The following is a 23,562-nucleotide window of genomic DNA, read 5'->3' as shown; positions in this document are numbered from 1 at the left end:
AAGTCTTCGGAATAAAGGTGACATGCCTCGGAAGGTTATATTCCGAACTATTGACTAAATAGGAGTCGGGGCGAAGACTCTGGCGTTACCGACCGGGCCCCCGGCGCCGCCGGCCCGGTCACCGTCCCCGAGGAGACTCATGCCCGACGCCCCCCGTCGCCCGATCCCCCCGATCAAACGCCTCTCCCTCGCCGCCCTCCTGGCCGTCGCCCTCCCCCTCGCCGCACCGGCGCCGTCCACTGCGACGGCCGTACCGGAACCCGTCAACCTGGCGCCGGCCGGCACCGCCGCCGCCTCCAGCGTGGAGCTGGACCGGCCGGACTTCGCGGCCGCCCACGTGATCGACGGAGACGCCGCCACCCGCTGGTCGTCCGCGTACGCCGACGACAACTGGGTGCAGGTCAAGCTCGCCGAGCCGTCGAAGGTCGACCACGTCACGCTCAGGTGGCCCAACGCCTGCGCCCGCGACTTCGTGCTGCAGACCTCGGCCGACGGTCTCACCTGGACCGACGTCGCCTCCCTCCAGCGCGACACCTGCCCGCGCGTCGACGTCATCGACGTCGGCACCGACCAGCCGGTCTCCTACGTCCGCATGCAGGGCCGCAAGCGGTGGGCGGCCTACGGCTACTCGATCTCGGAGTTCGAGATCTGGAACCTGCCCCAATCGCCCAAGCCGACACTCGGCCTGCTGCCCAAACCCGTCTCCCTGACCGAGGACGGCGGGCAGCCGTTCGTCCTGCACACCAACACGCGCATCGTGGCCTCGGGCACCGGCGCGCAGGCCCCCGCCGAGTACCTCGGCCGGCTGCTGCGCACCGCGACCGGATACCGGGTCCGCGTCGCCGCCCACGGCAACGGCCCCTCGCCGATCCTCCTCTCCGTCGGGCCGGGCAAGGGACCCGCCGGGCACGAGGAGGAGGGCTACACCCTCAAGGTGACCTCCGGCGCCGTCACCATCGAGGCCGCCACCGCCAACGGCGCGCTCAACGCGGTGCAGACGCTGCGCCAGCTCCTGCCGCAGTGGACCCCGGCCGGCGGAACGCCGTCGGTGCCCGCCGTGACGATCACCGACTACCCCCGATTCGCCTACCGGGGCGTCATGCTCGACGTGGCGCGCAGCTTCTACCCCGTCGCCGACGTCAAGCGCTACATCGACACGGCCGCGCAGTACAAGATCAACCGGCTGCACCTGCACCTGACCGACGACCAGGGCTGGCGCATCGCCATGGACACCCCCGCCGACAACCCCGCGGGCATCGACTACGGGCTGCTCACCCGGGTCAGCGGCGCCACCGCGATGACCCGGGACGCCAACGGCAACCTGATGGGCACCGAACTCGGCCACACCGGTTTCTACACCAAGGCCGACTACACCGAGATCGTCCGGTACGCGGGCGAGAACGGCATGGTCGTCGTGCCCGAGATCGACCTGCCCGGTCACACCAACGCGGCGTTGCACGCCGTCCCGCAGCTGAACACCGCGGGGTCGCTCCCCCGCCCGGCGCCCGGCCAGGCCACCGTGCCGGCCAACGGCACCGGCGCGGTCGGCTACTCCTCGCTGGACTCCGCCTCGCCGGTCACCTACGAGTTCGCCGAGCAGGTGCTGACGCAGCTCGCCCGGCTCACCCCGGGACCGTACCTGCACATCGGCGGCGACGAGGCCCACTCCACCGGCCACGACGACTACACCAAGATGGTCGACGCCTTCACCGCGGACGTCGCCGGCCTCGGCAAGACCGTGATGGGGTGGAACGAGTACTCCTCCACCGCGCTCCCCCGGGACAAGGCGATCGTCCAGTACTGGAACGGCGACAAGGCGCAGGTGGCCGGCGCCGTCGCCCGGCGCGGAGCCCGGGTGGTGCTCTCCCCCGCCTCCAACACCTACGTGCCCCAGAGGCAGGATCCGCGCCAGCCGCAGGGCGGCACCTGGGCCTGCGGCGGGGTGTGCGGGCTCGACCGGCACTACGGCTGGGACCCCGGCACGTTCCTGCCCGGCGTGGCCGAGTCCAGCGTGCACGGTGTGGAGTCGGCCCTGTGGGGTGAGTGGATCCGCGGCGTCCGCCAGGCCGAGTACTGGAACTACCCCCGGGTGATCGCCACCGCGGAGGTCGGCTGGACCCCCCAGGCGCAGCGCGACTATCAGGACTTCAAGGAGCGGCTGGCGGTCGCGGGCGGCCGGCTGACGGTCGCGGAGGTCAACTTCTTCCCCACGGCCGACGTCCCCTGGCGGATCGCGATCCTGGGCACCTCGGGCTCACCCGGCCAGGCGCGGTGGACCGTCACCGCGCCCGGGTACGCCGCGGGCGACCTGCCCGCCACGATCTCCTGGAGCGACGGCGTCCAGGAGACGGTCACCCTGACCACCGACCGGCCGGGCAGCATCCCCGAGATGTGGAACAACGGCGTCTTCACCGCGGTCTCCACCCGCGCCTTCCCCGACGCGGGACGCTACACCGGCACACTCCGGATCAAGAGACCCGGCTGGGCCGCGGTCGAGGGGACGCTCACCGTGACGGCGGGCTGACCGCGGCCGGGTGGGCCCGATCGCGGGAATCGGCGCCCACCCGGTCGCCCGGGGAGAACGGGGATGTCGCCGCCCCGCCCGGCGGCTCAGGGCGGTCGGCCGGGCGACCTCGCCGGTCACGTCTCAGTCGTCGTGGGCGATGAGCATGAGCTGCCGCCACAGCAGCACGACGAACACCGCGGAGCCGGCGAAGGCGAACCAGAAAGGCGCCGTGACACCGAAGCGGGCGGCCAGGATGCCGCCGATCAGCGAGCCGACCACCAGACCGGCGTAGACGCAGACGGTGTTGACGCTGCCCACCCGGCCCTGGAGTTCGCTCGGGACCGCGCGCTGACGGACGGTGACCGAGGTCGTGCCCCAGATGAACGCGTGCGCGCCGAAGGCCAGGAAGATGGCCCCGGCGACCCACGGGGAACGGGTCAGGGCCAGGCCCAGATGGGTGAACGTCTCGATGACGAGCCCGATCCGCATCAGGGCGCCGAGGCTCACGCTGCGGGTGATGACCCCGTACAGGCCGGTGCCGATCAGGCCGCCGATCCCGCCGATGGTGGTCATCAGGCCGAACCCCACGGCGCCGAGGCCGAGCCGTTCCTGGGTGTAGAGGACGAGAACCGACCAGGCCGCGCCGAACGTGAAGTTGAAGATCAGGATGGTGAGCGCCAGCGTGCGGACCGCGGCGTGCCGGACGGTCCAGGTGAACCCGGCGACGAGTTCCCGTACGGTGCCGGGCCCGGGATCGCCGGTCCGCCGGCCGTGCGGCGGCAGCGTGATCCGGGAGACCAGGACGATCCCCGCCACCACCAGGAGCAGCTGGGCCGCGAACGGCCAGGTGAAGCCCAGGCCGAACAGCGCCGCGCCGATCGGCGGCCCGGCGAGCTGGTTGAGCGTGATGAACCCCGTGCCCAGGCGGGCGTTGGCGATGACGAGATCGTCCTTGCCGACCATCATGGGCGTCAGCGTGGCCGTCGCGCTGTCGGCGAACACCTCGGCGACGGCACGGAGCGTGAGCGCCACCAGCGCCGTCGCCACGGTCACGGTGCCGGTCAGCATGAGCGCGACGAGCGCCGCCAGCACCACGGCCCGTGCCGCGTTCGCCACGAGCACGATCCCGCGCCGGTCGTGCCGATCCGACAGCACTCCCGCGTACAGGCTGAACAGCAGCGGCGGCGCCCAGCTCACCAGGGCCGACAGTGAGATCATCAGCGGGTCGCGGGTCAACGTCGCGATCAGCAGCGGACCCGCGGCGGCCGCGACCCCGTCACCGAGATTCGTCAGCCAGCTCGAGGCCAGCAACCACCGGAACCCCGTCCCCAGCCGGGCGGGCAGGGCCTTCTCCACCACTGCGATCACAAGCGCAAAACGATACGTTTCGCGGCGATCCACGGCAACGCGTTTTCACGGCCGCACGCTGCGCCGTGAGGACGAGGACGTGGGGAATGCCGGGACTGCGGCGGCGCCAGCGCGGCTTCGCGGCCACGGGCGGATGGGCCGCGCCGGGATCGATGGCGGCCCCGGTCCGCCCCGAGTCCCGTGGAGCCGGGACGGACCACGGCTCCGGTAAACACGTTGCGCGGCCTGGAACGGGCAGGGCATGCTGGGGCGATCGAGCGGCGGAGAGCGCTGCCTGGACTAAGGAGGGCTGACGGATGGCCATCACTGCGCTGCGGCATGTCCGCATCGGTCCCATCTCTCTGTTCAGGAGCACACCCGTTGTCTTCCGAGTCTTCCGAGTACGAACTCTCTGACGCCTCTTCCGCCCTCGACCCCCACCGGCCCGAATCCACCGGTGAGGAGTCCCGGCCGGATCCGGCCGCGGCCTTCGTCTTCACGTTCCATTCGGTGAGCGAGGAGCTGGGCCCGGACCAGCGATGGTCCACCTGGTTGGAGGTCGAGCGCGGTTGCCGCGGCCCGGAACCACGCCCCTCATGGGTCGTGACGGAGCAGGCCGCGATCGACACCGAGCTCGGCGTCCTCAAAACCGGTAAGGAAGCCGATGTCTTCCTGCTCGAACGGGCCGTCGAGGCCATCGGCGACAATCCGGCGAAGTCCTCGCTGCTGGCCGCGAAACGGTACCGCACCGAGGAGCACCGGTCCTTCCACCGCAGTACGTCGTACGTCGAGGGCCGCCGTACCCGCAACAGCCGCGACAGCCGGGCGATGGCGAAGAAGACCTCGCACGGCCGCGGTGTCGCGGCCGGTCAGTGGGCATACGCCGAATGGGACGCCCTCAACCGGCTGTGGAAGGCCGGCGTCCCGGTGCCGTATCCCGTGCAGGTGGACGGGACCGAGCTGCTGATGGAGTTCATCGACGACGGCGAGGGCGGCGCCGCGCCCCGGCTGGCCCAGGTCCGGCCGCCTGCGGAACTGCTCGGCGTGTACTTCGAGCAGCTCCGCGACGGCATGCGTGAGCTGGCCCGCGCGGGGCTCGCGCACGGCGACCTGTCGCCGTACAACGTCCTGGCGCAGGCCGAGCGGATCGTGATGATCGACCTGCCCCAGGTCGTCGACATCGTCGGCAACCCCAAGGGCATGGACTTCCTGATGCGCGACTGCCACAACATGGCCACGTGGTTCACCAACCGCGGGTTCGAGGTCGACGAACAGGAGCTGTTCGCCGACCTGCTCACGATGGCGCTCTGATCACCCTCCGCCCGGCGACGCACTCCGGCGTCGCCGGGTCCGTCCGGAGCCTCCAGCGCTGCGGCGAAGGGGACGGCACCCGGCCGGATCCGGCGACGACGACCACGTCAGCCGGGAGAACGACGAGATCCCGCCCGATCGAGCCGATCGGACGGGATCTCGTCAACCACCTGCGGGCCGTCTCAGAAACGGCCCTTCCGGTGGAGCTATGGGGATTCGAACCCCAGACCTCCTCCATGCCATGGAGGCGCGCTACCAGCTGCGCCATAGCCCCTTGCGGTGCAGATGAAATCTTAGCCCACTTCGGACACCCCGCGTGCCATCCGGCCGGAGACGAGGGCGACCGCCGCGGAGATCACGGTGCCCACCGTGATGACGGCGAAGCACAGGACGTAGGCGTCCCGGGACGGCACTGCGGTCCCGGCGATGGTGACCGAGGTCAGGATCGCCGCCGTGACCGCCCCGGAGACGCTGCCGCCGATCGCGCGGACCAGGGAGTTGATGCCGCTGGCGATGCCGCTCTCGCTCATCGGGACGTGCTGTACGGCCAGCGTCCCCAGCGCCGCGTAGGCGATCCCGAAACCCAGGCCCTGTAGCGCGTTGGAGCAGACCAGGTCGAGCACGGAGGAGTTGGAGAGGGTGAACCAGCCGAATCCGGCCGCGGTGAAGGCCGCGCCGAGGGCCAGGCAGTGGGCCGCCCCGAGCCGCGCGGACAGGCGGCCGGCCATGAAGGAGGCGCCGAGCATGGTCACCGTACTGGGCAGGGCGTAGACGCCGACGTCGAGGACCGACCCGCCGAAGCCGTACCCGGCCGCGGGCGGCGTCTGGACGAAGCTGGAGACCAGCGTGAAGAAACCGAACATCGCGAAGCCCAGCAGCAGCGAGGCGAGGTTGGCCTGCAGGGAGTGGCGCCCGGCGAGCAGGTGGAGCCGTACCATCGGCGCCCGTACCCGGAGCTGGCTGAAGACCCACACCGCGCACAGCGCCGCGGCGCCCGCGAACAGGCCGAGGACCGGCCCCGAGGCCCACCCCCAGTCGTTGCCCTTGGAGATGCCCAGGAGCAGGCAGACGAGCCAGCAGGACAGCAGGACCGCGCCGATGACGTCGGGGCGGCCTCCGGCCCTGGCCCCGCCGTCGCGGGCGGTCAGCGCGATGAGCGCGATCGCGGCCGCCGCCAGGGCCGCGGTGATCCAGAAGACCGGGTGATGGCTGGTGGTGCGGTCGGCGATGACCCCGGTGACGATCATCCCCATGTTGCCGCCGACACCCATGGTGGCGCTGACCACGCCGATGGCCGTCATCACCCGGGTCCGCGGGAAGCTGTCCCTGATCATGCCGATGGCCAGCGGGATCACCGCCGCCGACGCGCCCTGCAGGGCGCGGCCGGCGATCAGCGCCGCGAGGGTTCCGGACAGGGCGCAGACGACCGACCCCAGGACGAGCAGGCCGACGGCGAAGAGGATCATCCGCTTCTTGCCGTACATGTCCCCCATACGGGACAGCAAGGGCGTGGCGACCGCGCCGGCCAGCAGCGAGGCGGTGAAGACCCAGGTGACCTCGGCGACCGGCACCCCGAAGGAGACCATCAGGCGGGGCAGCAGCGGGATCACCACGGTCTGCTGGACGGAGACCACCATTCCGGCGATCGACAGGGCGAGCAGGGTCGGCCACAGCCGTCCGCTCCGCCGTTCGGCGCCCGGCTCGACGACGACTGTTCCCGCCACGGTCCCCCCGTTTCCCGGCCCTTCGCAAAGGAATGGTAGATCGTAGCCGGGAGGCGCCCAACGGGTTTTCGTGCGATACCGGAAAACCGTGACAGAAGCCGTGTCAGCCCGTGACGGTGTGCATGGTCAGCTCGGCGCCGTCCTCCGACAGCTCCAGGGTGACGCCGGCCGAGCCGAGCTCGGAGGTGCGCGACAGGTGCGTGCCCCCGCAGGGGATGGAGACCTCCGCGCCGGGCAGGCCGCAGTGCCAGGTCCGGCGGGCGGTCAGCTCGGGGCCGGGGCTGTCGATCCGGACCGGGGCGTCCGCCGCGACCCACTCCTTGAGCAGGGCGTCCACCCGCTGGGCGATCTCCGGCAGCTCCGCGGCCAGCCCCTCGGCCGAGAACCCCCTGCGGCGCAGCGACTTGCCCAGGCGGTAGACGTCCACGCTGCCGCCCGGCACGATCCGCGAGGACGTGATGGCCGCCTGGTCGAAGTCGGGGTGGCCCAGCCCGTCGGCGGGGACCTCCTTGCGCCACCGTCCGGCCAGCGCCGCGTTGAGCGCGAGCGCGGCGAGATGGCAGGCGGTGTGCCCGGCCGACAGGGCCCGGCGGATCTCGGCGTCCACCGCCAGCTCGACCTCGGCGTCCGTCACCGGGTCGTCGGTCACGTGGACGACCAGCCAGCTCCAGCCGGGCGTGCCGCGGCGCACCGGGATGTCCGGGCCGAGGTGGACGGTCTCCTCGCCGTCCATCACGGCCCCGGTCACGCAGTCGGCGACGGGCAGACCGCCGATCGTGCCGGTGTCCGCGGGCTGGTCGGGCCAGGTGTGGTCGAGGGGGTGGAACGGGGTCTCGGCCACGACCGTGCCGTGGCGCCCGTCCACCGGGAAGGTCGCCACGACCGTCGAGCGCCCCCTGACCTCGCCCCGCGGGAAGCTGACCGATGTCGATCCGCCGATGTCCATCCCCACATCATGCAGCATGCCGGTACGGCCCGCGCCGCCCCCGTCGGGGCGCGGGCCGTACCGGCGCGCACGGAGGAAGGTCAGCGGGACAGGACCCGCTCGTCCTCCAGGTAGCGGTCGCGGCCCGCGTACCAGCCGGCCGCCAGCTGCACCAGGACCACCGCGACCAGCAGCAGGTAGCTGGTCGTCCAGCCGCCGGTGGCCTCGTGCATCACACCGACCAGCAGCGGCCCGGCGCCCGCGATGAGATATCCGGCGCTCTGCCCGAAGCCGGACAGCGCGGCGGTGGCCTCGGGGGTGCGGGTGCGCAGCGCGAGCATGGTCAGCGCCAGCGGGAAGGACCCCATGCCGATGGCGATGAGCACGGTGGACAGCCAGGCCAGGGCGGGCGGGGCGAGCCAGAGGGTGAGGAAGCCGGCCAGGTAGAAGACCACGAAGGCCGCCACCACGGGCCGCTGGTCGGCGAACCTGGTGGCCACCGCGGGCACGGCCATCGAGACCGGGATGCTGATCGCGGTGAAGACGCCCAGCAGCAGCCCGGCCTGCCCGGTGGTGTAGCCGCCGTCGATGAGGATCTTCGCCAGGAACCCGAACATGATGTAGGCCACCATGCTCTGGGTGCCGAAGTACGCGGCGACGGCCCAGGCGAGCCTGCTGCGCACCAGGGCCCGGGCGCCGAACGTCGTGCTGCCCGCGTGCCGCTCCGGCTCACTGCGCAACAGCGCAAGCCACGGAATGACGGCGACGGCGGCCAGCGCCGCCCACACTCCCAGCGCCACGTGCCAGTTGCCGTCGGCGGCCCGCTCGATCGGCACCGTCGCGGCGGCGGCGAGCATCGTGCCGACCGCGAGCGCTGTGGTGTAGACGGTTGTCATGGTCCCGGCCCTGCCGGGGAAGTGACGCTTGATCAGGGTGGGGATGAGCACGTTGCCCACCGCGCCGCCCGACAGCGCCAGGGCGCTGCTGACCAGGAAGATCCCCGCCGAGCCCACCACCGCGCGGACCAGCAGGCCCGTGCCGAGCACGACCAGGGCGGCCAGCAGCAGCCGGTGCTCGCCGACCCTCCTCGCCAGCGCCGGCGTCACCGCGCCGACCGTGGCGAAGATCAGTACGGGGAGGGTGGTGAGGAGGCCGATCCCGGCCCCGGACATGCCGAGTCCGGAGGAGATCTGGTCGAGAACCGGCCCCACGCTGGTGACGGCGGTGCGCAGGTTCAGGGCGGCGAGGACGATCCCCGCCACGAGCAACCAGGCCAAAGATCCTGACGATCCACCGGTGCGGCTGCGCGTCTCCTGGGTGAGCACGCTCATACGGTTCCAGACCTCCGTCAGTTGAGTCGTCGAATCGTAGGATGATTGGCAGACTCAACTGTAACAGGGGCCAAACGGCGATTTGTTCCTGACCCGGGAAACCCGTGACAATGTGAGAACCGGGCCACCGCGTCCCTTACAGGGCGTGGCCCGGTTCTCCCCTCCTCCGGCGTCTCCGGCGTGGGACGGCGGAGGCCCGCCGTCCCACGCTCCGGGAGATCGGCCTTTCCGCTCCGGCCGCGTCAGATGACCGGACCGGGGGCGGGCGGCGGCTCCTCACCGAGCCGGCGGCCGGCCGGCGGCACCGGGCCGCCACCGGGCGGGGGAAGCGAAGGGCTCGGCGGGAAGTTCTGGCCGCCGACGGTGCCCGGCGGAACCGGCTCACCGAAGCCGCCGCCGACGTCGGTCACCCCGCCGGTGCCGGTCACGCCGCCGGGAACGCCGCCGACGCCCGCCTCCCTGTCCTGCGGGCCCGGCACGTCACCGCGCCAGGAACCGGTCTCGCCGCCGCGCGCCTCGATGAACGTCTTGAAGCGCTCCAGGTCGCCGCGGACGCGCGTGCGGACGATCTGCAGCCAGTCGCCCACCTTCTCGACGAGGCCCTCCGGGTCGTACTCCATCTGGAGCGTGACCTTGGTGGTCTCGGGACCCAGGTGGTGGAAGGTCACCACACCGGCCTGGTGGGGGCGGTCCAGCGACTTCCAGGCCACCCGCTCGTCGGGGTGCTGCTCGGTGATGTCCGCTTCGAACTCGCGGCGGACCCCGGCGATCTCGACGACCCACGCCGTACGGGTGTCCGTCAGCTGCTTGACCGACTCGACGCCTTCCATGAACTCGGGAAAGCTCTCGAACTGGGTCCACTGGTTGTAGGCCGTACGGATCGGCACGTTCACGTCGATCGACTGTTCGATCGTGCTCACAGTCCTGCCTCCCTTTTTCGTGTACGGGGTGCAGACCTGCCCGATGCGGTACCGGTCTAACTAGCGGCGTCTCAAAAGCCAGTAAAGCCCCACGAACGGCAGGACCAGCGGGATGAACACGTAGCCGCTGCCGTAGCCGGACCAGACCGTGGCGCTCGGGAACGCCGCCGGGTCCGCCATGCTGAGCGTCCCCACCACGAGCACCCCGGCCAGCTCCACGCAGCACGCGGCCAGCGCCAGCCTGCGGTCCCCCCTGGCCAGCGCGATCGTGAGCACCAGGTAGACGGCGGCGGCGAAGGCCGACAGCGTGTAGGCCACCGGCGCCTCGGAGAACCGCGTCGCGATCTGCACGGCGGCGCGCGCGCCCGCGGCCAGTGTGAACAGCCCGTACACCGCGACCAGGGCGCGCCCCGGCCCGCTGCCGATCGCCGGCTCGCCCCCGCCGGTTCCGGCGCGGCGGCCGCCGCGCCGTTCCTCGCCTCGGTCGTGCCCGTCTCCCCCGGCCACCGGCTCCTCCCCCTCCGCCGCGCCGCCGGCCGCCGTGCCGCTCACGCCGCGCCCTGCCAGAGCTGCAACAGCCGGCTGACCATGACGCAGACGGCGAAGCCGCCCACCGCGACCACGACCGCCCCCCAGCGCGAGCGTTCGGCGAGCCCGAGGAACGCCGCCGCGGGCGGGATGACCAGGACCCCGATGAGATAGCCGACGAAGGTGGCCGTCTCCCCGATCTCCTGACCGCCCGCCAGCGCGGCGATCGCGAGCCCCGCCTGGACGAGCAGGGCGGTCTCCAGCACCGCCAGCGCGCCGAGCAGCACGGTCCCCATCGCGCGGCCCCGGGCGGCGGTGACGGCGCCCGCCACGACGATCAGCAGCGACAGCGCGATCAGCGCCGCCGCGAACGGGCCGATCACCGGATCATCACAGGGCCTGCGGACATGGTCATCAGCGTACTGCCCGCCCACCCCGCCCCCCGCGTCGGCGGCCTAGGCTTGGGCGGGTGGAGAGAATCCTGGTCAGCGCCTGCCTGATGGGGCGCCGGGTCCGCTACGACGGCGCCGCCAAGACGAGCGGTGACGCGCTGCTGGCCGCCTGGCGGAAGGAGGGGCGGCTCATCGCCTTCTGTCCCGAGGTGTCGGGCGGCCTGCCCGTTCCGCGGCCCGCCGCCGAGATCGAGGGCGGCGCCGGGGGCGAGGCCGTGCTGGACGGCCGCGCCCGGGTGCTGACCGCCGCCGGAGCCGACGTCACCGGGGCGTTCCTGGCGGGCGCGCACGCGGCGCTGGAGGCCGCCCGCACGTCCGGCGTCAGGCTGGCGATCCTGAAGGAGGCGAGCCCCTCCTGCGGCAGCCTCGTCGTCCACGACGGCGCCTTCGGCGGCGGGCGCGTGCCCGGCGACGGCGTCACCACCGCGCTGCTGCTGCGGCACGGCATCGCGGTCTACGGCGAGGACCGCATCGCCGAGGCGGGACTGCGGCTGCGCGAGCTGGAGCGGCCGCGCCCCTGACCTCACCCCGGAGGGCACGCCTCGCCGGACGGCATACGGTGGGGGCCGTTCCCGAAACCATCCGCAGGAAGCCGCCGTGACCGCCTCCCGTGCCACCTCCGACGCCGCCGACGCCACTGACGCCACTGCGGCCCGGCCGCCGGCCGCCGCCTCGCAGGCGTCCTCCGGCCCGGAGGCCCCTCCCGCCCCCGCCCGGGGTGCCGCCCGCCTCGTGCTGTCGCCGTGGGCGCGTCTGGCGCTGCTCGTCCTGCTCCTCGGAGCGGCCGCCGGGGCGGTGCTGCTCTGGGAGCCCCAGTGGTCGCTCGCCTCCGGCGCGGGCGGCCTCGCGTCCGGGATCTGGGCGGGGCCGGCCTTCGTGGCGGTCTACGCGCTGGGCACGTTCGCCTTCGTTCCCAAACCGGCGCTGAGCGCCGCCGCCGGCGCCCTGTTCGGCATCGCCTACGGCCTGCCCCTCGCCGTGGCGGGCACCACCGCGGGCGCGGTGACCGCCTTCGCCGCCGCCCGGCTGCTCGGCCGGGACGCCCTGCGGCCGCTGCTGCGGGGCCGGGTCCTGACCGCGCTCGACCGGCGGCTCACCCGTCACGGATTCGGCGGCGTGCTGGCGCTGCGCCTGCTGCCGGGGGTGCCGTTCGCCGCGGTCAACCTCGGCGCCGCCCTCTCCGGGGTGCGGCCGTGGCCGTTCGCCGCCGCGACGCTGCTGGGCACGGTGCCGGGCAACGCCGTCTACGTGATCGCCGGGGCGTCGGCCACCGCGCCCGCCTCCCCCGTGATGTGGATCGCCGGCGCCGGGTGCGCCGTCCTGCTGGGCGGCGTCCCCCTGTGGCGGGCCGTACGGCGCCGCGCCGCGCGTTCCGCTCCGCCCGAGCCCTCGTGATCCGGGCCGGACGGCTTCAGCCTCATCTAGCGAGGAACCCCGGGCGTTTACCCCCGGGAGGAATCGCTTCCCTGACCCGGGCTTGCGTCCGGACGTCAGTCCGGACGCTTCTGGTTCTCTATGTACTCTTTGATGATCGACAGGGGAGCTCCCCCGCAGGAGGCGGCGAAGTAGGACGGCGACCAGAAATGGCCGCCCCACAGATACTCGCGGATGTGGGCCGGGTACTCCTTGCGCAGCAACCGGGCCGAGACGCCCTTGAGACTGTTGACCAGGGTGGACAGCGCGACCTTGGGCGGGTAGTGGACCAGGAGATGGACATGGTCATGCTCACCGTTGAACTCCACCAGCGACGCGCCGAAGCCGTCGCACACCTCGATCATGATGTCCCGGCAGCGGAGCAGGATCTCGTCGGTGAACACCTTCCCCCGGTACCTGGGCGTGAAGACCAAATGGGCATGCAGGCTATAGACCACACTACGGCCTCGCCGGATATCCGGGTTCGGTTCCCATCGCGGTGACATAGACCAAATGATAGTGTGTTCGACCATGAGACTGGTGGTGCAGGTGAAGCTCCTGCCGACGCCCGAGCAGGCGGCGGCACTGGAGGCCACGCTGCGCGCCGCCAACCAGGCCGCCGATCTCGTTTCGCGCATCGCCTTCCAGCAACGCTGTTTCCGTAATTTCGACCTGCGCAAGCACACCTACGAGCAGGTAAAGGCCACCTTCGGGCTGGCCGCGCAGGCCGCCCAGCATGTGATCAAGAAGGTCTGCGACGCCTACCGCACCCTGCATGCCAACCTGGCCGCCGGAAACCTGGGCAAACGAGGATCGGCGCGGCGAATCAAAGCTGAAAGCACACCGATCTCCTTCCGGCCCGGCGCGGCACATCCCTACGACGACCGGTGCCTGTCCTGGCAGCACGGGGACCGGACAGTGTCGATCTGGACGACCGCCGGACGGCTGCGCAACATCACCTTCACCGGCTCAGCCCCGCAGCTGGCGCTGCTGGCCGAACACCGCAAAGGCGAATCCGACCTGGTGCGGCGGGACGGCATGTGGTTCCTGCACGCCACCGTCGAGGTATCGGACGCCCCGATCAACGCGCCGGACGGGTTCTGCGGGGTGGACCTGGGCATCGCCAACATCGCCACCACCAGCGACGGCATCCGGCACAGCGGCAAGCACCTGAACGCGGTCCGCCACCGCAACCGTGAGCTGCGCCGCCGTCTGCAGGCCAAGGCCACCAAGTCGGCCAAGCGGCTGCTGAAACGACGCCGCCGCAAGGAGGCCCGCTTCGCCGTAGACGTCAACCACCGCATCGCCAAGCAGATCGTGACCGAGGCAGAACGCACCGGGCAAGGGATCGCCCTGGAAGACCTCCAAGGCATCCGCGACCGGGTACGGCTTCGCAAGCCCCAGCGGGTCACGCTGCACTCATGGAGCTTCCACCAGCTGGGAGCCTTCATCGCCTACAAGGCGGCCCGGGCCGGGATGGCCGTCATCCATGTGGACCCGTGCTACACCTCCCAGCAATGCTCGCACTGCGGACACGTGGACTCCCGCAACCGGCCCGACCAGGAAACCTTCATCTGTACGTCGTGCGGCTTCGCTGAGCACGCCGACGTCAACGCGGCCCGCAACATCGCCTCACGCGGTGAGGCGGGCTGGGCAGTCCGTCACGCTGCCTGACGCGGACCGGACCGTCGACGCCATCGACGGCGAGGAGCTGCAAGCTCGGTCGTTTACAGCCGAGAAGCTGACAATGACGGGTGGAGTTTCACTGGAAGGAGTAGGTGAATGACCGGCACCAGAGCCGATTTCCTGTCCACCGCCCGCTCGGCCGCCGATCTGCTGCGCGGCCCGGAGGTCGCCGCCGCCTGGAGCCGGCCGAGTGCGTTGCCGGAGTTCGGTGTGGCCGGTCTCGCGGGACACCTGGCCTACCAGATCCTGGCCATCCCGCCGCTTCTGACCGGGCCGGTGCCGCAGGAGGAGACCATCGCCCTGCTGGAGCACTACACCCGGGTGGACTGGATCGGCGCGAGCCTCGACGACGACATCAACGTCCGCATCCGGCGAGGCGGCCGGGAGGTCTCGGCCGAAGGACACGCGGCGCTGGTGGCGCGCGTGGACGCGGCCCTCGCAGAACTGGACGGCGCCCTCGCCTCGGCGGAGAACCGGCCGGTGCGCATCTCGTTGTGGGGACCGTGGTCACTGACGCTCGACGACATGCTCATCACCCGGATGATGGAGCTCGCCGTCCACTCCGACGACCTGGCGGTCAGCGTGGGCGTCGCGACACCCGCGCTTCCGCCCGGCGCCGCCGACACGGTGATCGGCCTGCTGGCCCGCCTGGCCGTGCGCCGTCACGGCCCGACCGGCGTCCTGCGGGCGCTCAGCCGTGCCGAACGCGCCCCGGCCACCATCACCGCCTTCTGAGAGACCGGGACCTCCGTACCGGCGGCCCACGTCACATGGAGACGGCTCCTCGTCGCCGCCCTCCACGCCGATCAGCGCGAGCCTCGCCATCCGGCGGGCGAGGTGACGAGCCGGGCCGCACCCGAGCAGGTCACCACGGCCGCCAGTGACAGGCTCGCCACCGCGGCGATCGGCGCGTGCGAGGCCAGCAGGGTCGCACACGGCACCCAGCCGAGCGCGCACGATCCCAGCGCGAGCACGAACCTGGCGGCCATCGGTTCGGCGAGCGCCCCGGCCAGCTCGCCCGCGCCCGCGATGAGCACGGCCGTGACCGGAGCCAGCAGCACACCGGCCCACCACAGGTCCACCGCGAGCACGGGCGAGAGGATCTGCGGCAGCCACAGCACCTCCAGCGTCGCCGCCGTGCGCGCTGTGGGAAGGACGTTGGCCCAGATCAGGACTCGCTTCATCCGCATCCCCGTCACGGGCACGAAGTCGTGGTCGCGCTCCACGGCCAGGCCTCCGACGAGGTGCTCGCCCAGCAGGTGCGGTACGGCGAGGAGCAACGGCACCCAGGCGTACGCGGGGACCGTCACCAGCAGCCCCACCGTCGCCACGAGCAGCACCGCGGGCATCACGAGATGATCGGCCAGCACCCGCCGCTCCTGCGCCAGCGCCCGGTAGAGAACCGCCCGCTCTGCGGCGAACACCGGCCGGTGCCCCAGCGAGGCCACCCCGGGACGGAACCGCTCGGCTCCCAGTTCCTGGCCGCTGCCGGAACGGCTCAGGACCTCCCGCGCTCCCGCGGCCTCCCAAGCCGCCGCGGCGGCGGGCTCCTGGTACCCGTCGGCGACGGCCACCAGCAGAGCCGCGACGCACACCAGCGCCACCAGGGCGGCCGTCAGCGGCGGGGCCGACCCCGGCGCCGGTTCGAACATCGAACCCATCAGCCCCTGCACGAGCGGCGCGAGCCGCACCCACGCCGCCGCGGGCAGATCGGAGGCGTAGGACGAGAGCATCGCCACCCCCCAGACCGCTCCGGTGACACGCGTGGCCCTGAGGGCCGCGGCAGGCCCCAGCGCGAGCAGATGGCGCCCACACGTGACCAGCCTGAGCAGCAGGAGCAGCACGGCGCAGGCCGCGGCCGGCCGCCAGGCCGGTGCCGGGTCGAGCCCCGCGGCCCAGCGCGACAGCGCCCCGGTCGTCAGGACCATCAGCGAGAAGCGCGCCGGCCCGGCCAGCAGGTGCCGGGCCAGCACGGCACGACCGCCTCCGGGAGCGGTCAGCAGCCACGAGACGTCGCCGACCGACAGCCGTAGCGGAGAGCGGCGCGTGGCGGTCAGCAACAGCAGAGGCAGGATCAGCGGCGCGGCGGAGACCATCCGGACGGCCATGCCGTCCTGGCCTCGCGGCGCGAACGCGGGCAGCCTGAGCTGGAGCAGGGCGACCGCGGCCGCTGCCGCCGTCAGCAGCAGCATCCGCCACGGGCGTAGTCCGCGTACCCGCCGGGACCAACCGGCGAAGGAGACGTAACCGGTGGCGCGGCCCGCGGCCGCGAACGCCTTCATCGGGTCTCCGACGTCAGCGCCAGATAGACCTCTTCGAGCCCGGTCCGGCTGGGCAGCCCGGCCTGGCGCGCGAGGCTGGAGAGGTCCCCGCCGGCTTTGACCCGTCCGCGCTCGAGCACGATCACCTGATCGGCGATGCGCTGCGCGTCATGCAGGATGTGGGTGGTCACAACGACGGCCGCCCCTTCCGCCGCGAGATCACCGAGGATGGTGCGCAACCGCGCGGCGCTGTGAGGGTCCAGGCCGTTGAACGGCTCGTCGAGCAGCAGCACCTCGGCCCCGTGCAGCAGCGCCATGACGAGGGCGAGCCGGCGCCGCAGGCCTTGCGAGAGCTCGTGCGGCAGTGCGTCGAGGCGGTCGGTGAGCTCGAAGCGCTCCAGCAGCCGGCGGGCGCGCGGCTCCCACGCGGGCAGCCGGTAGGCCAACGCGATGAAGGTGACGTGTTCCCAGACGGAAACACCCGGGTACAGATCGGGTTGTTCCGGCATGTAGGAGAGAGCCTGCTGGGCTCGGGCGCCGCCGGGTGGATGGCCGGCGACCAGCATGGCACCCTCGTCGAGCCGTACGAGGCCGGCAGCCGCCCGGAACAGCGTGGACTTTCCCGCGCCGTTGTGCCCCAGCAGCGCGGTGATCTGCCCGTGTCCGCACCGGAAGGTCGCGCCGTCCACGGCGGTCCGCTCCGCGAACCGTTTGACGGCTCCTTCGCATTCCCACGCCGCTCTCATCGCGCGCCCACCGTGTTCGACTGCCAGCCACGCACGAGTTTCTGCCAGCCTTCCGAGCCGAGCGGCCCGCTGCTGCGGACCACGCCTGACTCCACATGGCAGTACAGAGGAGTGGCCTGACGCGGGTTGTACCGTTCACGCAGCGGGTGATCCGCAGCGGCCAGTACGGTTCTGGCGGGTATGGCATGTTCGGCGACCAGCCGCTCCGCCTCGGCGCGGCTGCCGGACTCCTCGTCGAGAACGACCATCACCAGCTCGCTGCCCGCGGATTCGGCCAGCCGCCACAGCACCCTCATGTGCGGCAGATGCTCACGGCAGCTCGGGCAATGAGTGGAGACGAAGACGAGGGTGAGGGCGCGCTCGGCGTAGTCCTGGGTGTCCACCACCGCGCCGTCGAGCGTGAGTGCGGAGAAGGGTGGCGCGGACGCCCCTTCCGGCAGCGTGAGGTCGGCCGGCTGATGGCGGAAGGGATCGAGCGCGTACCGGAGCTTGGCCGCCATGCGCAGGGTCAGCGTCACCGAGCCCAGCAGGGCGGCCCAGGTGAGGGCGAACATCGCCGTCGTGGTCATGACATGCTCTCCTTCGCGGTGGCCGGCCGCCGCCCCGGACGCAGGATCAGGCTCACATCCGGCAGGCGCAGCCAGACGGTGACGGACAGCGCGGCCATGACTGTGACGAGCGCGAGCGCGTCGGCCTGGAGTACGCCCTGGCGCGGCGCCGACGCCTGCAGGAGCAGCGCGGCGCACGCGCAGGTGATCAGTCCGGCGTTGCGGATGAGGTCGAGCGCCGAGATGGGCTGCGTACCACGGCCGAAACAGTTGCAGGAGATCCGCCGCCCCCTCAGCAGCGCCCGTGTGAGCTGGGCGGAGAACACCAGGAGGAGCACTGCGGCGAGCAGCAGGCCCCAGCGCAGCGCGGCGCCGCCGGCCCCCGTCATGAAGGCGGCGGCGCCCTCGGCCGCCACCACCGCGACCGCCGCCGGACGGGCCGCGCGAGCGGGCAAGCCGGACAGGTCGCCGGTCGCCTTCACGAAGGCGGGCAGGTCACGCAGTTTAGCCACGACCGCCAGCACGAAGACCGACGTCAGACTCAGGCGCAAGAACATCAGCGCGTGCTCGGACAGGGGCGTCAGCATGTGCGTTCACCTCCGGTGGGGTCGAACTCCCAGTACGGGCGGGGCGGCTGGTCGGGTGTGGGCGTGGTGAGGAGCCGGCTGGCGCGAAAACCCCTGGCGTCGGCCACCAGGCTGAGCAGGCCGCCGTTCTCGTCGCTGCGCCCGTACCACTCGCGCAGCGGCTCGGTGCAGCGCCACATCAGCTCCTCCTCGTTCCGGCTCGGCGCCGTCACCTTCAACCCCAGCCGTATGGCCTCGGCGCGGGTGATGGCGTGGCCGTGACTGTCGTAGCCCGAGACCAGCTCCTCCACGATGCGGGCGCGTTCCTCCGCGTCCAGGCCGGGCCTCTGGCAGGCGATGAGCTCGCGTGCGGCCCTGCGGATGTTGCGGTCCGCGCGGTAGAAGGTGGACAGCGTCGTGGGGAACAGGCGCTGGCTGACGGCCGAGAACACCTGGAGCCGGTCGGCCCGCTCGTCCAGGCCGAACCACTCTCCGGCCATCCGGGGCAGGAGCCTGATGTCCTCCGCGGAGATGCGGCCGGGTCCCGAGACCTGCTCTCCCAGGGCGGAGATGTGCGGGTCGATCGGTCCCAGCTGCGCCATCGGGCCCAGCACGAGCTCGTCGGCGGCCAGGCACAGCAGGGTGCCGGCGGATTCGGCGTGGTCGGGAACGAGCACGGCCAGCCGGTCGGCGTGCTCGCGCAGCAGCAGGGCGATGCGCCGGGTGGCGTCCACGTCGCCGCCGCTGGTGAGCAGGACGAGATCCAGGCGCTCGGCGCGGTCGCGGCTTCGCAGGCACTCGTACAGGATGTAGGCGTGCGTGGCGTCCAGCCGGTCGGCCAGCAGGGCGACGGCCCGGCCTCCGCGCAGGCTCTCCAGCTCGGCCAGCGCGGCGGTCACCGCCTCCCCTCTCACGACGGGCCGCCCGCGTTGATCAGGCAGCCGGCCAGCGCGTCTGTCATGCGCAGCTCGGGCACGCGTTCCTCGACGTAGAAGAACTGGCCCACAGGGTTGTTCTCCAGGAAGACGTAGCGTCCGTCCGGAGTCAGGATGAGGTCCAGCGCACCGAATGTCAGGCCGTAGCTGTGCACGAACTCCAGGCAGAGCGCGGCCGTCTCGTCGGGCAGCCGGGCCGCGCGGTAGGGGACGTCCACGTCGAAACGCCGCACGTCCACCGCCGTCTCCGGCCGCTCCTGCGAATGGATCTCGGCGGCGAAGACCTCGTCTCCGATGACGGTCACCCGCAGCTCCCTGTCCTTGTCGACGTACTCCTGAAACAGGCAGGGGGCCAGGCGGACGGCCTCCAACGCCGCCAGCTCGGCCTCTCCGAGCAGGGTCGTCGGCATCTCCAGGGACGGTGGCGGACCGGTCACCGCTTCCGCGTCCGTCTCGACGGAGACGAGCGCGGAGGGCCCGGCCATGCTCTTGAAGATCGTTCTCCCGCCGCACTCGGCGTGGAAGGCGCGCACCGCCTCCGGATCGGTGGTGATGAGCGTGCGCGGCACCTCGAAGCCCATGGCGGCGGCCCGTCTCAGCTGCTCGGGTTTCCAGCTCGCCGCCCTGACATCGCCTGGGCGGCTCATCCAGTAGCAGTCGAGCGAGGCCAGCAGTCCGCCCATGGTCTGTTCCAGCTCCGCGACGGCGAAGGCGCGCTCCAGCGGGCTCAGCTCGGCCGACACGCCGTAGGGGTGCGGTCGGCGCAGCCATACCGACCGCACGCGCTCCAGGTCGACGGCCCGGCCGGCGCTCAACCGGAAACCGCCCGTCCAGTTCCGGTCGCCCAGTTCGGTGCTGATCGCTGCCGCGTCGGGCAGGTGGTCGGAATTCAGCCGCACGGGCTCATGCCCCCGGCCGATCAACTTCTTGATGACGACGTCGGCGTGCGAATCCATGGTGTTGGTGAAGATCAGTATTTGCGTGCTCTGCATCTGTGGCCCCGCTCGGTGGGGATGGACGGGAACGGAGATCTCCGGAGCGCCGGGAGGGCTGCTCCGGAGATCTCCGAGGGGGTCGGCGGGGGTCAGCAGCCGATGGGGCCGGTGTCCCAGAGCTGCCGGTTGTAGGTGACGCAGGCGCCCAGCGCGCAGACCTTGAACTTGGTGCAGTAGCCCGCGGAGGCGGCGTCGCCGCCGACCCACACCTGCTGGTCGGTGTCGTACGCGCCGACCAGCTCGGTGGTCGTCTCTGCGGGGGCCGTGCGGGCGATTCCCAGACCGAACGGAGCCTTCATGGCTTTTTCCTTTCGTTGGTGATGTCTCTAGGGTCTCGGCGGGGCCACTTTCCCGACAGTCACGAAAAGACAGGACAACTCGGATGGTCAGGCCTCTTCGCTCGGCACTATCGTGAAGATCCTTGATCTCGCGCTGGTGGAGGTCGGACGTGGAGAGTCGTGCCAGGCGTCTCGTAGGCAGGCAAGGCGAACTCTCGGTGCTCGATGACGTACTGGCGGCAGCGCTCGCCGGGCGATTCCAGGTCCTGACGCTGACCGGCGAGCCGGGGATCGGCAAGTCACGGCTGCTGGACACGGTGGCGTCCGGCGCCGAGCAGCGGGGCATGTGCGTGGCAAGGGGATTGGCCTCGGAGTTCGAGTGCGACCTGCCACTGGCCCTGATCGTCGATGCCCTCGACGAACGGCTGGAGAGCCTGCGCGAAGAGCTGGGCGACCGCGTCGGCCAGGCGGCGATCCCCGTTCTGGCCTCCGTCTTCCCCGTTCTGGCCGGGGAGCCGGCCGTCGACGTACCAGGCGGCTTGAATGCGTTCACCCGCAACCGCCTCTACCGAGCGGTCCGGGGCGTGCTGGAGGAACTGGCGTCCCCCGGTGGCCTGGCCCTGGTGCTGGACGATGTGCACTGGGCCGACGACGCCTCGGCGGAACTGCTCGGTTACCTGGTGCGCCACCCGCCCGGCGGCGGCGTGCTGATGGCGATGGCCTACCGCCCCACGCAAACCTCTCCTTCCCTTGCCAAACTGGTACAGACCAGTGCCGAGCATCACCATCGGCTTGCCGTGGGCCCACTGAGCAGCGCCGAGGTGGCGGAGTTCCTCGGCGAGACGATCAGCCGCGCCCGGCTGCGGGCTCTGCACGAGGCCAGCAGTGGAAACCCGTTCTACTTGGAGGTCCTGGCCCGTCTGGGGCGGCAGGCCATGGCCGAGACCATCCCGGCCGAGCTGCCCGCCGACCTGCGCGCCGCGCTCAGGCTCGAACTCGACGCGCTGCCGTCCGACGCGCTGCTGGTGGCCTACGGCGCGGCGGTGGCGGGCGAGGAGTTCGAGCCCGCGCTGCTGGAAGCGGCCACGGCGCTGCCAGAGGAAACGGTCACCGAGGGCATAGACCTGCTGGCCGCCCGTGACGTCATCCGCCCGGCCAAGTCGGCCGGCCGCTTCCGCTTCCGCCATCCGCTGATCAGGAACGCCGTCTACGGCTCCGCCGGAGCGGGCTGGCGGGTCCGCGCGCACGCTCGCATCGCCGCCTACCTGGTCACGGTGGGCGCGCCCGCGTCGCTGCGCGCCCACCATCTGGTGCAGTCGGCCCGGCCGGGCGACCGCGGTGCGATCGAAACGCTGAAACAGGCCGCTCGGTCGGTCGAGGAGCACGCCCCGACCACGGCGGCGCGCTGGCTTCAGGCGGTGCTGCGCCTCGTTCCGGAGGACGAACCGGATCGGATCGAGATCCTCACGGAGCTGGCCAGGCTGCAGGCGGTCAGCGGTCAGCTCCACGAGGGCTGGAGCACGGCCCAGGAGGCGCTGCACCTGCTGCCCCGCACCGACCACGCGCGGCGGGCGGCGGTGGTCCGGCACTCGGCCATGCTCGACCGGATGCTGGGCCGGCCGACGAAGGGACGGGACCTGCTGACGGCGGAGCTCAACCGTATGCCCCACCCCCTGCTGCGTGCCGCGGTGCCGTTGCGGCTACGGCTGGTCGGGGACAACCTCATGCGAGGCGACGTGCGAACGGCCCAGCACTACCTCGACCTCATACCGGAGATCTCCACTCAGGAAGCGCCGGGCATGGCCATGGCCGTGGCCGCGCTGCGGCCCATGACGGCCTACGCGGCCGGGCGGCTGAACGAAGCGCTCCTGCATGCCGAGGCGGCCGAGCGCCTGGCGGACAAGACCTCGGACGAGCACCTGGCCGAATGGATCGACGCCTTCGCCTGGTTCTGCTGGTCGCAGACGCTGCTGGGCCGCCAGAAGGAGGCGCGGGCCCGGTTCTCGCACGCCGTCGCCGTGGCCAGGACGATGGGCCAGCACTACATCCTGCCGAACCTTCTGGCAGGACAGGCTCGGGCGCTCTGGCAGCTCGGTGAGCTGTCGGCGGCGGAGATGGCGGCCGACGAGGCGACCGAGATCGGAAGATCGCTGTCTTCGGTGCAGTTGCTGGCCTTCGGGCTGACCGAACTCTGTCTGGTGGCCTCATGGTCGGGGCGGCACGAGGAGGCTCTGCGACACGGCGAGGAGGTCATGCGGCTGTGCGAGAGCGAGACGGAGTCGTGGGCGGCCACCGCCCGCTACGCCGGTGCGCGGGCGCTGATCAACGCCGGGGAGGTGGATCGGGGTGCGCAGGTGCTGGCACAGGTGTGTGCGCCCCCGGCCAGGAGCGTGCTCGCCAGGAGCACCCTTCTGACCGGTTACGAGGCCATGGCCTTCGCTGAGATGACCCGGCGCCGGGGAGAGCAGGCCACGCTGTGGGCCGAGCGCGCCACCCGGCTTTCCCGGGGCGGCCCACCTCCCGCCCTGGCCACCGCCCAGCTGTGCCGCGCTCACGCGCTGCGGCTCGGCGAGCCCGCCGCCTCGGCCGAGCAGGCGGCGCGCGCGGCCGAGGGGTTCGCCCGTGCCGAGCATTGGATCGAGGCCGGACGCGCATGGCTGTGCGCGGGCACCGCCTTCACCGCCGCCGGTAGGCACGGCCCCGCCCATGCGGCGCTGCACCGGGCAGCCGAGATCTTCGTCCGCTGTGGATCCAGGCATCTGCTGGCCGAGTCCGTCCGGGAACAGCGTGGAAGCGGCGCGCACGCGTCATCGCCCTCGGGCGGCGGGACACGGCCCTTCGGGCTTTCACGCCGTGAGATGGAGGTCGCCGAGCTGGCGGGAGAGGGATGCAGCAACAAGCAGATCGCCCAGCGGCTCTCGATCAGCATCCACACCGTGGAGTCCCATCTGTCACACATCTTCACCAAACTCGGAGTCGCCTCCCGCATCGGGATGAAGAACGCCCTCGACGGCTGGATGTGACCACCACGACGATCCCTGATGCGGCCGGTCGCGGAAATCATGGTTTTCTGCGATGTTCCGCACCGTC

At 71.8% G+C, this 23,562-nt stretch carries 22 protein-coding genes and 1 tRNA gene; 7 read left to right on the top strand and 16 right to left on the bottom strand.

The window, feature by feature from the left end; all coding sequences use genetic code 11:
- The first annotated feature begins 139 nt into the window (after positions 1-139).
- Positions 140-2,524 carry a family 20 glycosylhydrolase gene (locus ACZ6W9_RS32790; protein WP_389969002.1) on the top strand — a complete coding sequence of 795 codons (2,385 nt, stop codon included), beginning with the start codon at positions 140-142 and terminating at the stop codon, positions 2,522-2,524.
- 123 nt (positions 2,525-2,647) lie between these two features.
- Here the strand turns inward: ACZ6W9_RS32790 and ACZ6W9_RS32785 are convergent, their stop codons facing one another.
- Positions 2,648-3,874 carry an MFS transporter gene (locus ACZ6W9_RS32785; protein ID WP_389969000.1) on the bottom strand — a complete coding sequence of 409 codons (1,227 nt, stop codon included), beginning with the start codon at positions 3,872-3,874 and terminating at the stop codon, positions 2,648-2,650.
- Positions 3,875-4,363: 489 nt separating this feature from the next.
- Between ACZ6W9_RS32785 and ACZ6W9_RS32780 the strand changes: the two genes are divergently transcribed.
- Positions 4,364-5,164 carry a serine protein kinase RIO gene (locus ACZ6W9_RS32780; protein WP_362937553.1) on the top strand — a complete coding sequence of 267 codons (801 nt, stop codon included), beginning with the start codon at positions 4,364-4,366 and terminating at the stop codon, positions 5,162-5,164.
- Between the two features lie 201 nt (positions 5,165-5,365).
- On the opposite strand, the gene ACZ6W9_RS32775 is transcribed toward ACZ6W9_RS32780, so the two are convergent.
- From ACZ6W9_RS32775 to ACZ6W9_RS32745, 7 genes are all read right to left on the bottom strand, one after another.
- A tRNA-Ala gene (locus ACZ6W9_RS32775) sits at positions 5,366-5,438 on the bottom strand.
- 19 nt (positions 5,439-5,457) lie between these two features.
- Entirely contained in the window at positions 5,458-6,888 is a 1,431-nt protein-coding gene (locus ACZ6W9_RS32770; protein WP_470121231.1) for an MFS transporter, read from the bottom strand.
- A gap of 103 nt (positions 6,889-6,991) precedes the next feature.
- On the bottom strand, positions 6,992-7,852 hold the full coding sequence (locus ACZ6W9_RS32765; protein WP_470121229.1) for an alanyl-tRNA editing protein: 861 nt from the start codon (positions 7,850-7,852) through the stop codon (positions 6,992-6,994).
- A 62-nt stretch (positions 7,853-7,914) separates the two neighbouring features.
- A complete protein-coding gene (locus ACZ6W9_RS32760; protein ID WP_389968994.1) occupies positions 7,915-9,144 on the bottom strand; it encodes a CynX/NimT family MFS transporter in 1,230 nt (409 codons plus the stop codon).
- Between the two features lie 242 nt (positions 9,145-9,386).
- Positions 9,387-10,064: an SRPBCC family protein gene (locus ACZ6W9_RS32755; protein WP_362937540.1), complete on the bottom strand. Its 678-nt coding sequence runs from the start codon at positions 10,062-10,064 to the stop codon at positions 9,387-9,389.
- Positions 10,065-10,124: 60 nt separating this feature from the next.
- Positions 10,125-10,490 (bottom strand): hypothetical protein, encoded by a 366-nt coding sequence (locus ACZ6W9_RS32750; RefSeq protein WP_389969115.1) that lies wholly within the window; start codon positions 10,488-10,490, stop codon positions 10,125-10,127.
- A 122-nt stretch (positions 10,491-10,612) separates the two neighbouring features.
- Entirely contained in the window at positions 10,613-10,975 is a 363-nt protein-coding gene (locus ACZ6W9_RS32745) for a hypothetical protein (protein ID WP_470121226.1), read from the bottom strand.
- Positions 10,976-11,061: 86 nt separating this feature from the next.
- Between ACZ6W9_RS32745 and ACZ6W9_RS32740 the strand changes: the two genes are divergently transcribed.
- Positions 11,062-11,565 (top strand): 2-thiouracil desulfurase family protein, encoded by a 504-nt coding sequence (locus tag ACZ6W9_RS32740; protein ID WP_389968990.1) that lies wholly within the window; start codon positions 11,062-11,064, stop codon positions 11,563-11,565.
- Positions 11,566-11,641: 76 nt separating this feature from the next.
- Positions 11,642-12,439 (top strand): TVP38/TMEM64 family protein, encoded by a 798-nt coding sequence (locus tag ACZ6W9_RS32735; protein WP_389968988.1) that lies wholly within the window; start codon positions 11,642-11,644, stop codon positions 12,437-12,439.
- Positions 12,440-12,534: 95 nt separating this feature from the next.
- Here ACZ6W9_RS32735 and tnpA read toward each other — a convergent pair whose 3' ends face one another.
- Complete coding sequence (gene tnpA, locus ACZ6W9_RS32730) at positions 12,535-12,963, bottom strand: IS200/IS605 family transposase (protein WP_389968986.1); 429 nt, start codon at positions 12,961-12,963, stop codon at positions 12,535-12,537.
- Between the two features lie 7 nt (positions 12,964-12,970).
- Here tnpA and ACZ6W9_RS32725 point away from each other — a divergent pair, with 7 nt between their 5' ends.
- Positions 12,971-14,131 carry an RNA-guided endonuclease InsQ/TnpB family protein gene (locus ACZ6W9_RS32725; protein WP_470121223.1) on the top strand — a complete coding sequence of 387 codons (1,161 nt, stop codon included), beginning with the start codon at positions 12,971-12,973 and terminating at the stop codon, positions 14,129-14,131.
- Between the two features lie 108 nt (positions 14,132-14,239).
- On the top strand, positions 14,240-14,878 hold the full coding sequence (locus ACZ6W9_RS32720; protein ID WP_389968982.1) for a maleylpyruvate isomerase N-terminal domain-containing protein: 639 nt from the start codon (positions 14,240-14,242) through the stop codon (positions 14,876-14,878).
- Positions 14,879-14,949: 71 nt separating this feature from the next.
- Here the strand turns inward: ACZ6W9_RS32720 and ACZ6W9_RS32715 are convergent, their stop codons facing one another.
- The 7 genes from ACZ6W9_RS32715 to ACZ6W9_RS32685 all read right to left on the bottom strand — a co-directional run bounded on the left by ACZ6W9_RS32715 (position 14,950) and on the right by ACZ6W9_RS32685 (position 20,493).
- Complete coding sequence (locus ACZ6W9_RS32715; protein ID WP_470121221.1) at positions 14,950-16,425, bottom strand: hypothetical protein; 1,476 nt, start codon at positions 16,423-16,425, stop codon at positions 14,950-14,952.
- Positions 16,422-17,093, bottom strand: a complete 672-nt coding sequence (locus ACZ6W9_RS32710) for an ABC transporter ATP-binding protein (protein ID WP_389968979.1) — start codon at positions 17,091-17,093, stop codon at positions 16,422-16,424. The genes ACZ6W9_RS32715 and ACZ6W9_RS32710 overlap by 4 nt, the downstream gene beginning before the upstream one ends.
- Positions 17,094-17,146: 53 nt before the next feature.
- A complete protein-coding gene (locus ACZ6W9_RS32705) occupies positions 17,147-17,719 on the bottom strand; it encodes a peroxiredoxin family protein (protein WP_389968977.1) in 573 nt (190 codons plus the stop codon).
- Complete coding sequence (locus tag ACZ6W9_RS32700; protein WP_389968976.1) at positions 17,716-18,285, bottom strand: MauE/DoxX family redox-associated membrane protein; 570 nt, start codon at positions 18,283-18,285, stop codon at positions 17,716-17,718. Before ACZ6W9_RS32700 ends, ACZ6W9_RS32705 begins: the two co-directional genes overlap by 4 nt.
- The gene (locus ACZ6W9_RS32695) at positions 18,279-19,163 is read right to left on the bottom strand and encodes an SDH family Clp fold serine proteinase (protein WP_389968974.1); all 885 of its coding nucleotides are present in this window, start codon (positions 19,161-19,163) and stop codon (positions 18,279-18,281) included. Before ACZ6W9_RS32695 ends, ACZ6W9_RS32700 begins: the two co-directional genes overlap by 7 nt.
- Before the next feature lie 11 nt (positions 19,164-19,174).
- On the bottom strand, positions 19,175-20,191 hold the full coding sequence (locus ACZ6W9_RS32690) for an MvdC/MvdD family ATP grasp protein (RefSeq protein WP_389968972.1): 1,017 nt from the start codon (positions 20,189-20,191) through the stop codon (positions 19,175-19,177).
- Between the two features lie 92 nt (positions 20,192-20,283).
- Positions 20,284-20,493, bottom strand: a complete 210-nt coding sequence (locus ACZ6W9_RS32685) for a hypothetical protein (protein ID WP_389968970.1) — start codon at positions 20,491-20,493, stop codon at positions 20,284-20,286.
- Between the two features lie 149 nt (positions 20,494-20,642).
- Here ACZ6W9_RS32685 and ACZ6W9_RS32680 point away from each other — a divergent pair, with 149 nt between their 5' ends.
- Positions 20,643-23,495: a helix-turn-helix transcriptional regulator gene (locus ACZ6W9_RS32680; protein WP_389968968.1), complete on the top strand. Its 2,853-nt coding sequence runs from the start codon at positions 20,643-20,645 to the stop codon at positions 23,493-23,495.
- Positions 23,496-23,562 lie beyond the last annotated feature (67 nt).

The organism is Streptosporangium sp. NPDC053982, from assembly GCF_055585205.1.
This window is presented reverse-complemented; position numbering and strand designations above follow the sequence as displayed.

Bases quoted from the DNA above. Each gene is read 5' to 3' on its own strand.
- ACZ6W9_RS32790 (WP_389969002.1), top strand. From the start codon at position 140: ATGCCCGACGCCCCCCGTCGCCCGATCCCCCCGATCAAACGCCTCTCC.
- ACZ6W9_RS32765 (WP_470121229.1), bottom strand. From the start codon at position 7,852: ATGCTGCATGATGTGGGGATGGACATCGGCGGATCGACATCGGTCAGC.
- ACZ6W9_RS32760 (WP_389968994.1), bottom strand. From the start codon at position 9,144: ATGAGCGTGCTCACCCAGGAGACGCGCAGCCGCACCGGTGGATCGTCA.
- tnpA (WP_389968986.1), bottom strand. From the start codon at position 12,963: ATGTCACCGCGATGGGAACCGAACCCGGATATCCGGCGAGGCCGTAGT.
- ACZ6W9_RS32725 (WP_470121223.1), top strand. From the start codon at position 12,971: ATGATAGTGTGTTCGACCATGAGACTGGTGGTGCAGGTGAAGCTCCTG.
- ACZ6W9_RS32720 (WP_389968982.1), top strand. From the start codon at position 14,240: ATGACCGGCACCAGAGCCGATTTCCTGTCCACCGCCCGCTCGGCCGCC.
- ACZ6W9_RS32715 (WP_470121221.1), bottom strand. From the start codon at position 16,425: ATGAAGGCGTTCGCGGCCGCGGGCCGCGCCACCGGTTACGTCTCCTTC.
- ACZ6W9_RS32705 (WP_389968977.1), bottom strand. From the start codon at position 17,719: ATGACCACGACGGCGATGTTCGCCCTCACCTGGGCCGCCCTGCTGGGC.
- ACZ6W9_RS32700 (WP_389968976.1), bottom strand. From the start codon at position 18,285: ATGCTGACGCCCCTGTCCGAGCACGCGCTGATGTTCTTGCGCCTGAGT.
- ACZ6W9_RS32690 (WP_389968972.1), bottom strand. From the start codon at position 20,191: ATGCAGAGCACGCAAATACTGATCTTCACCAACACCATGGATTCGCAC.
- ACZ6W9_RS32685 (WP_389968970.1), bottom strand. From the start codon at position 20,493: ATGAAGGCTCCGTTCGGTCTGGGAATCGCCCGCACGGCCCCCGCAGAG.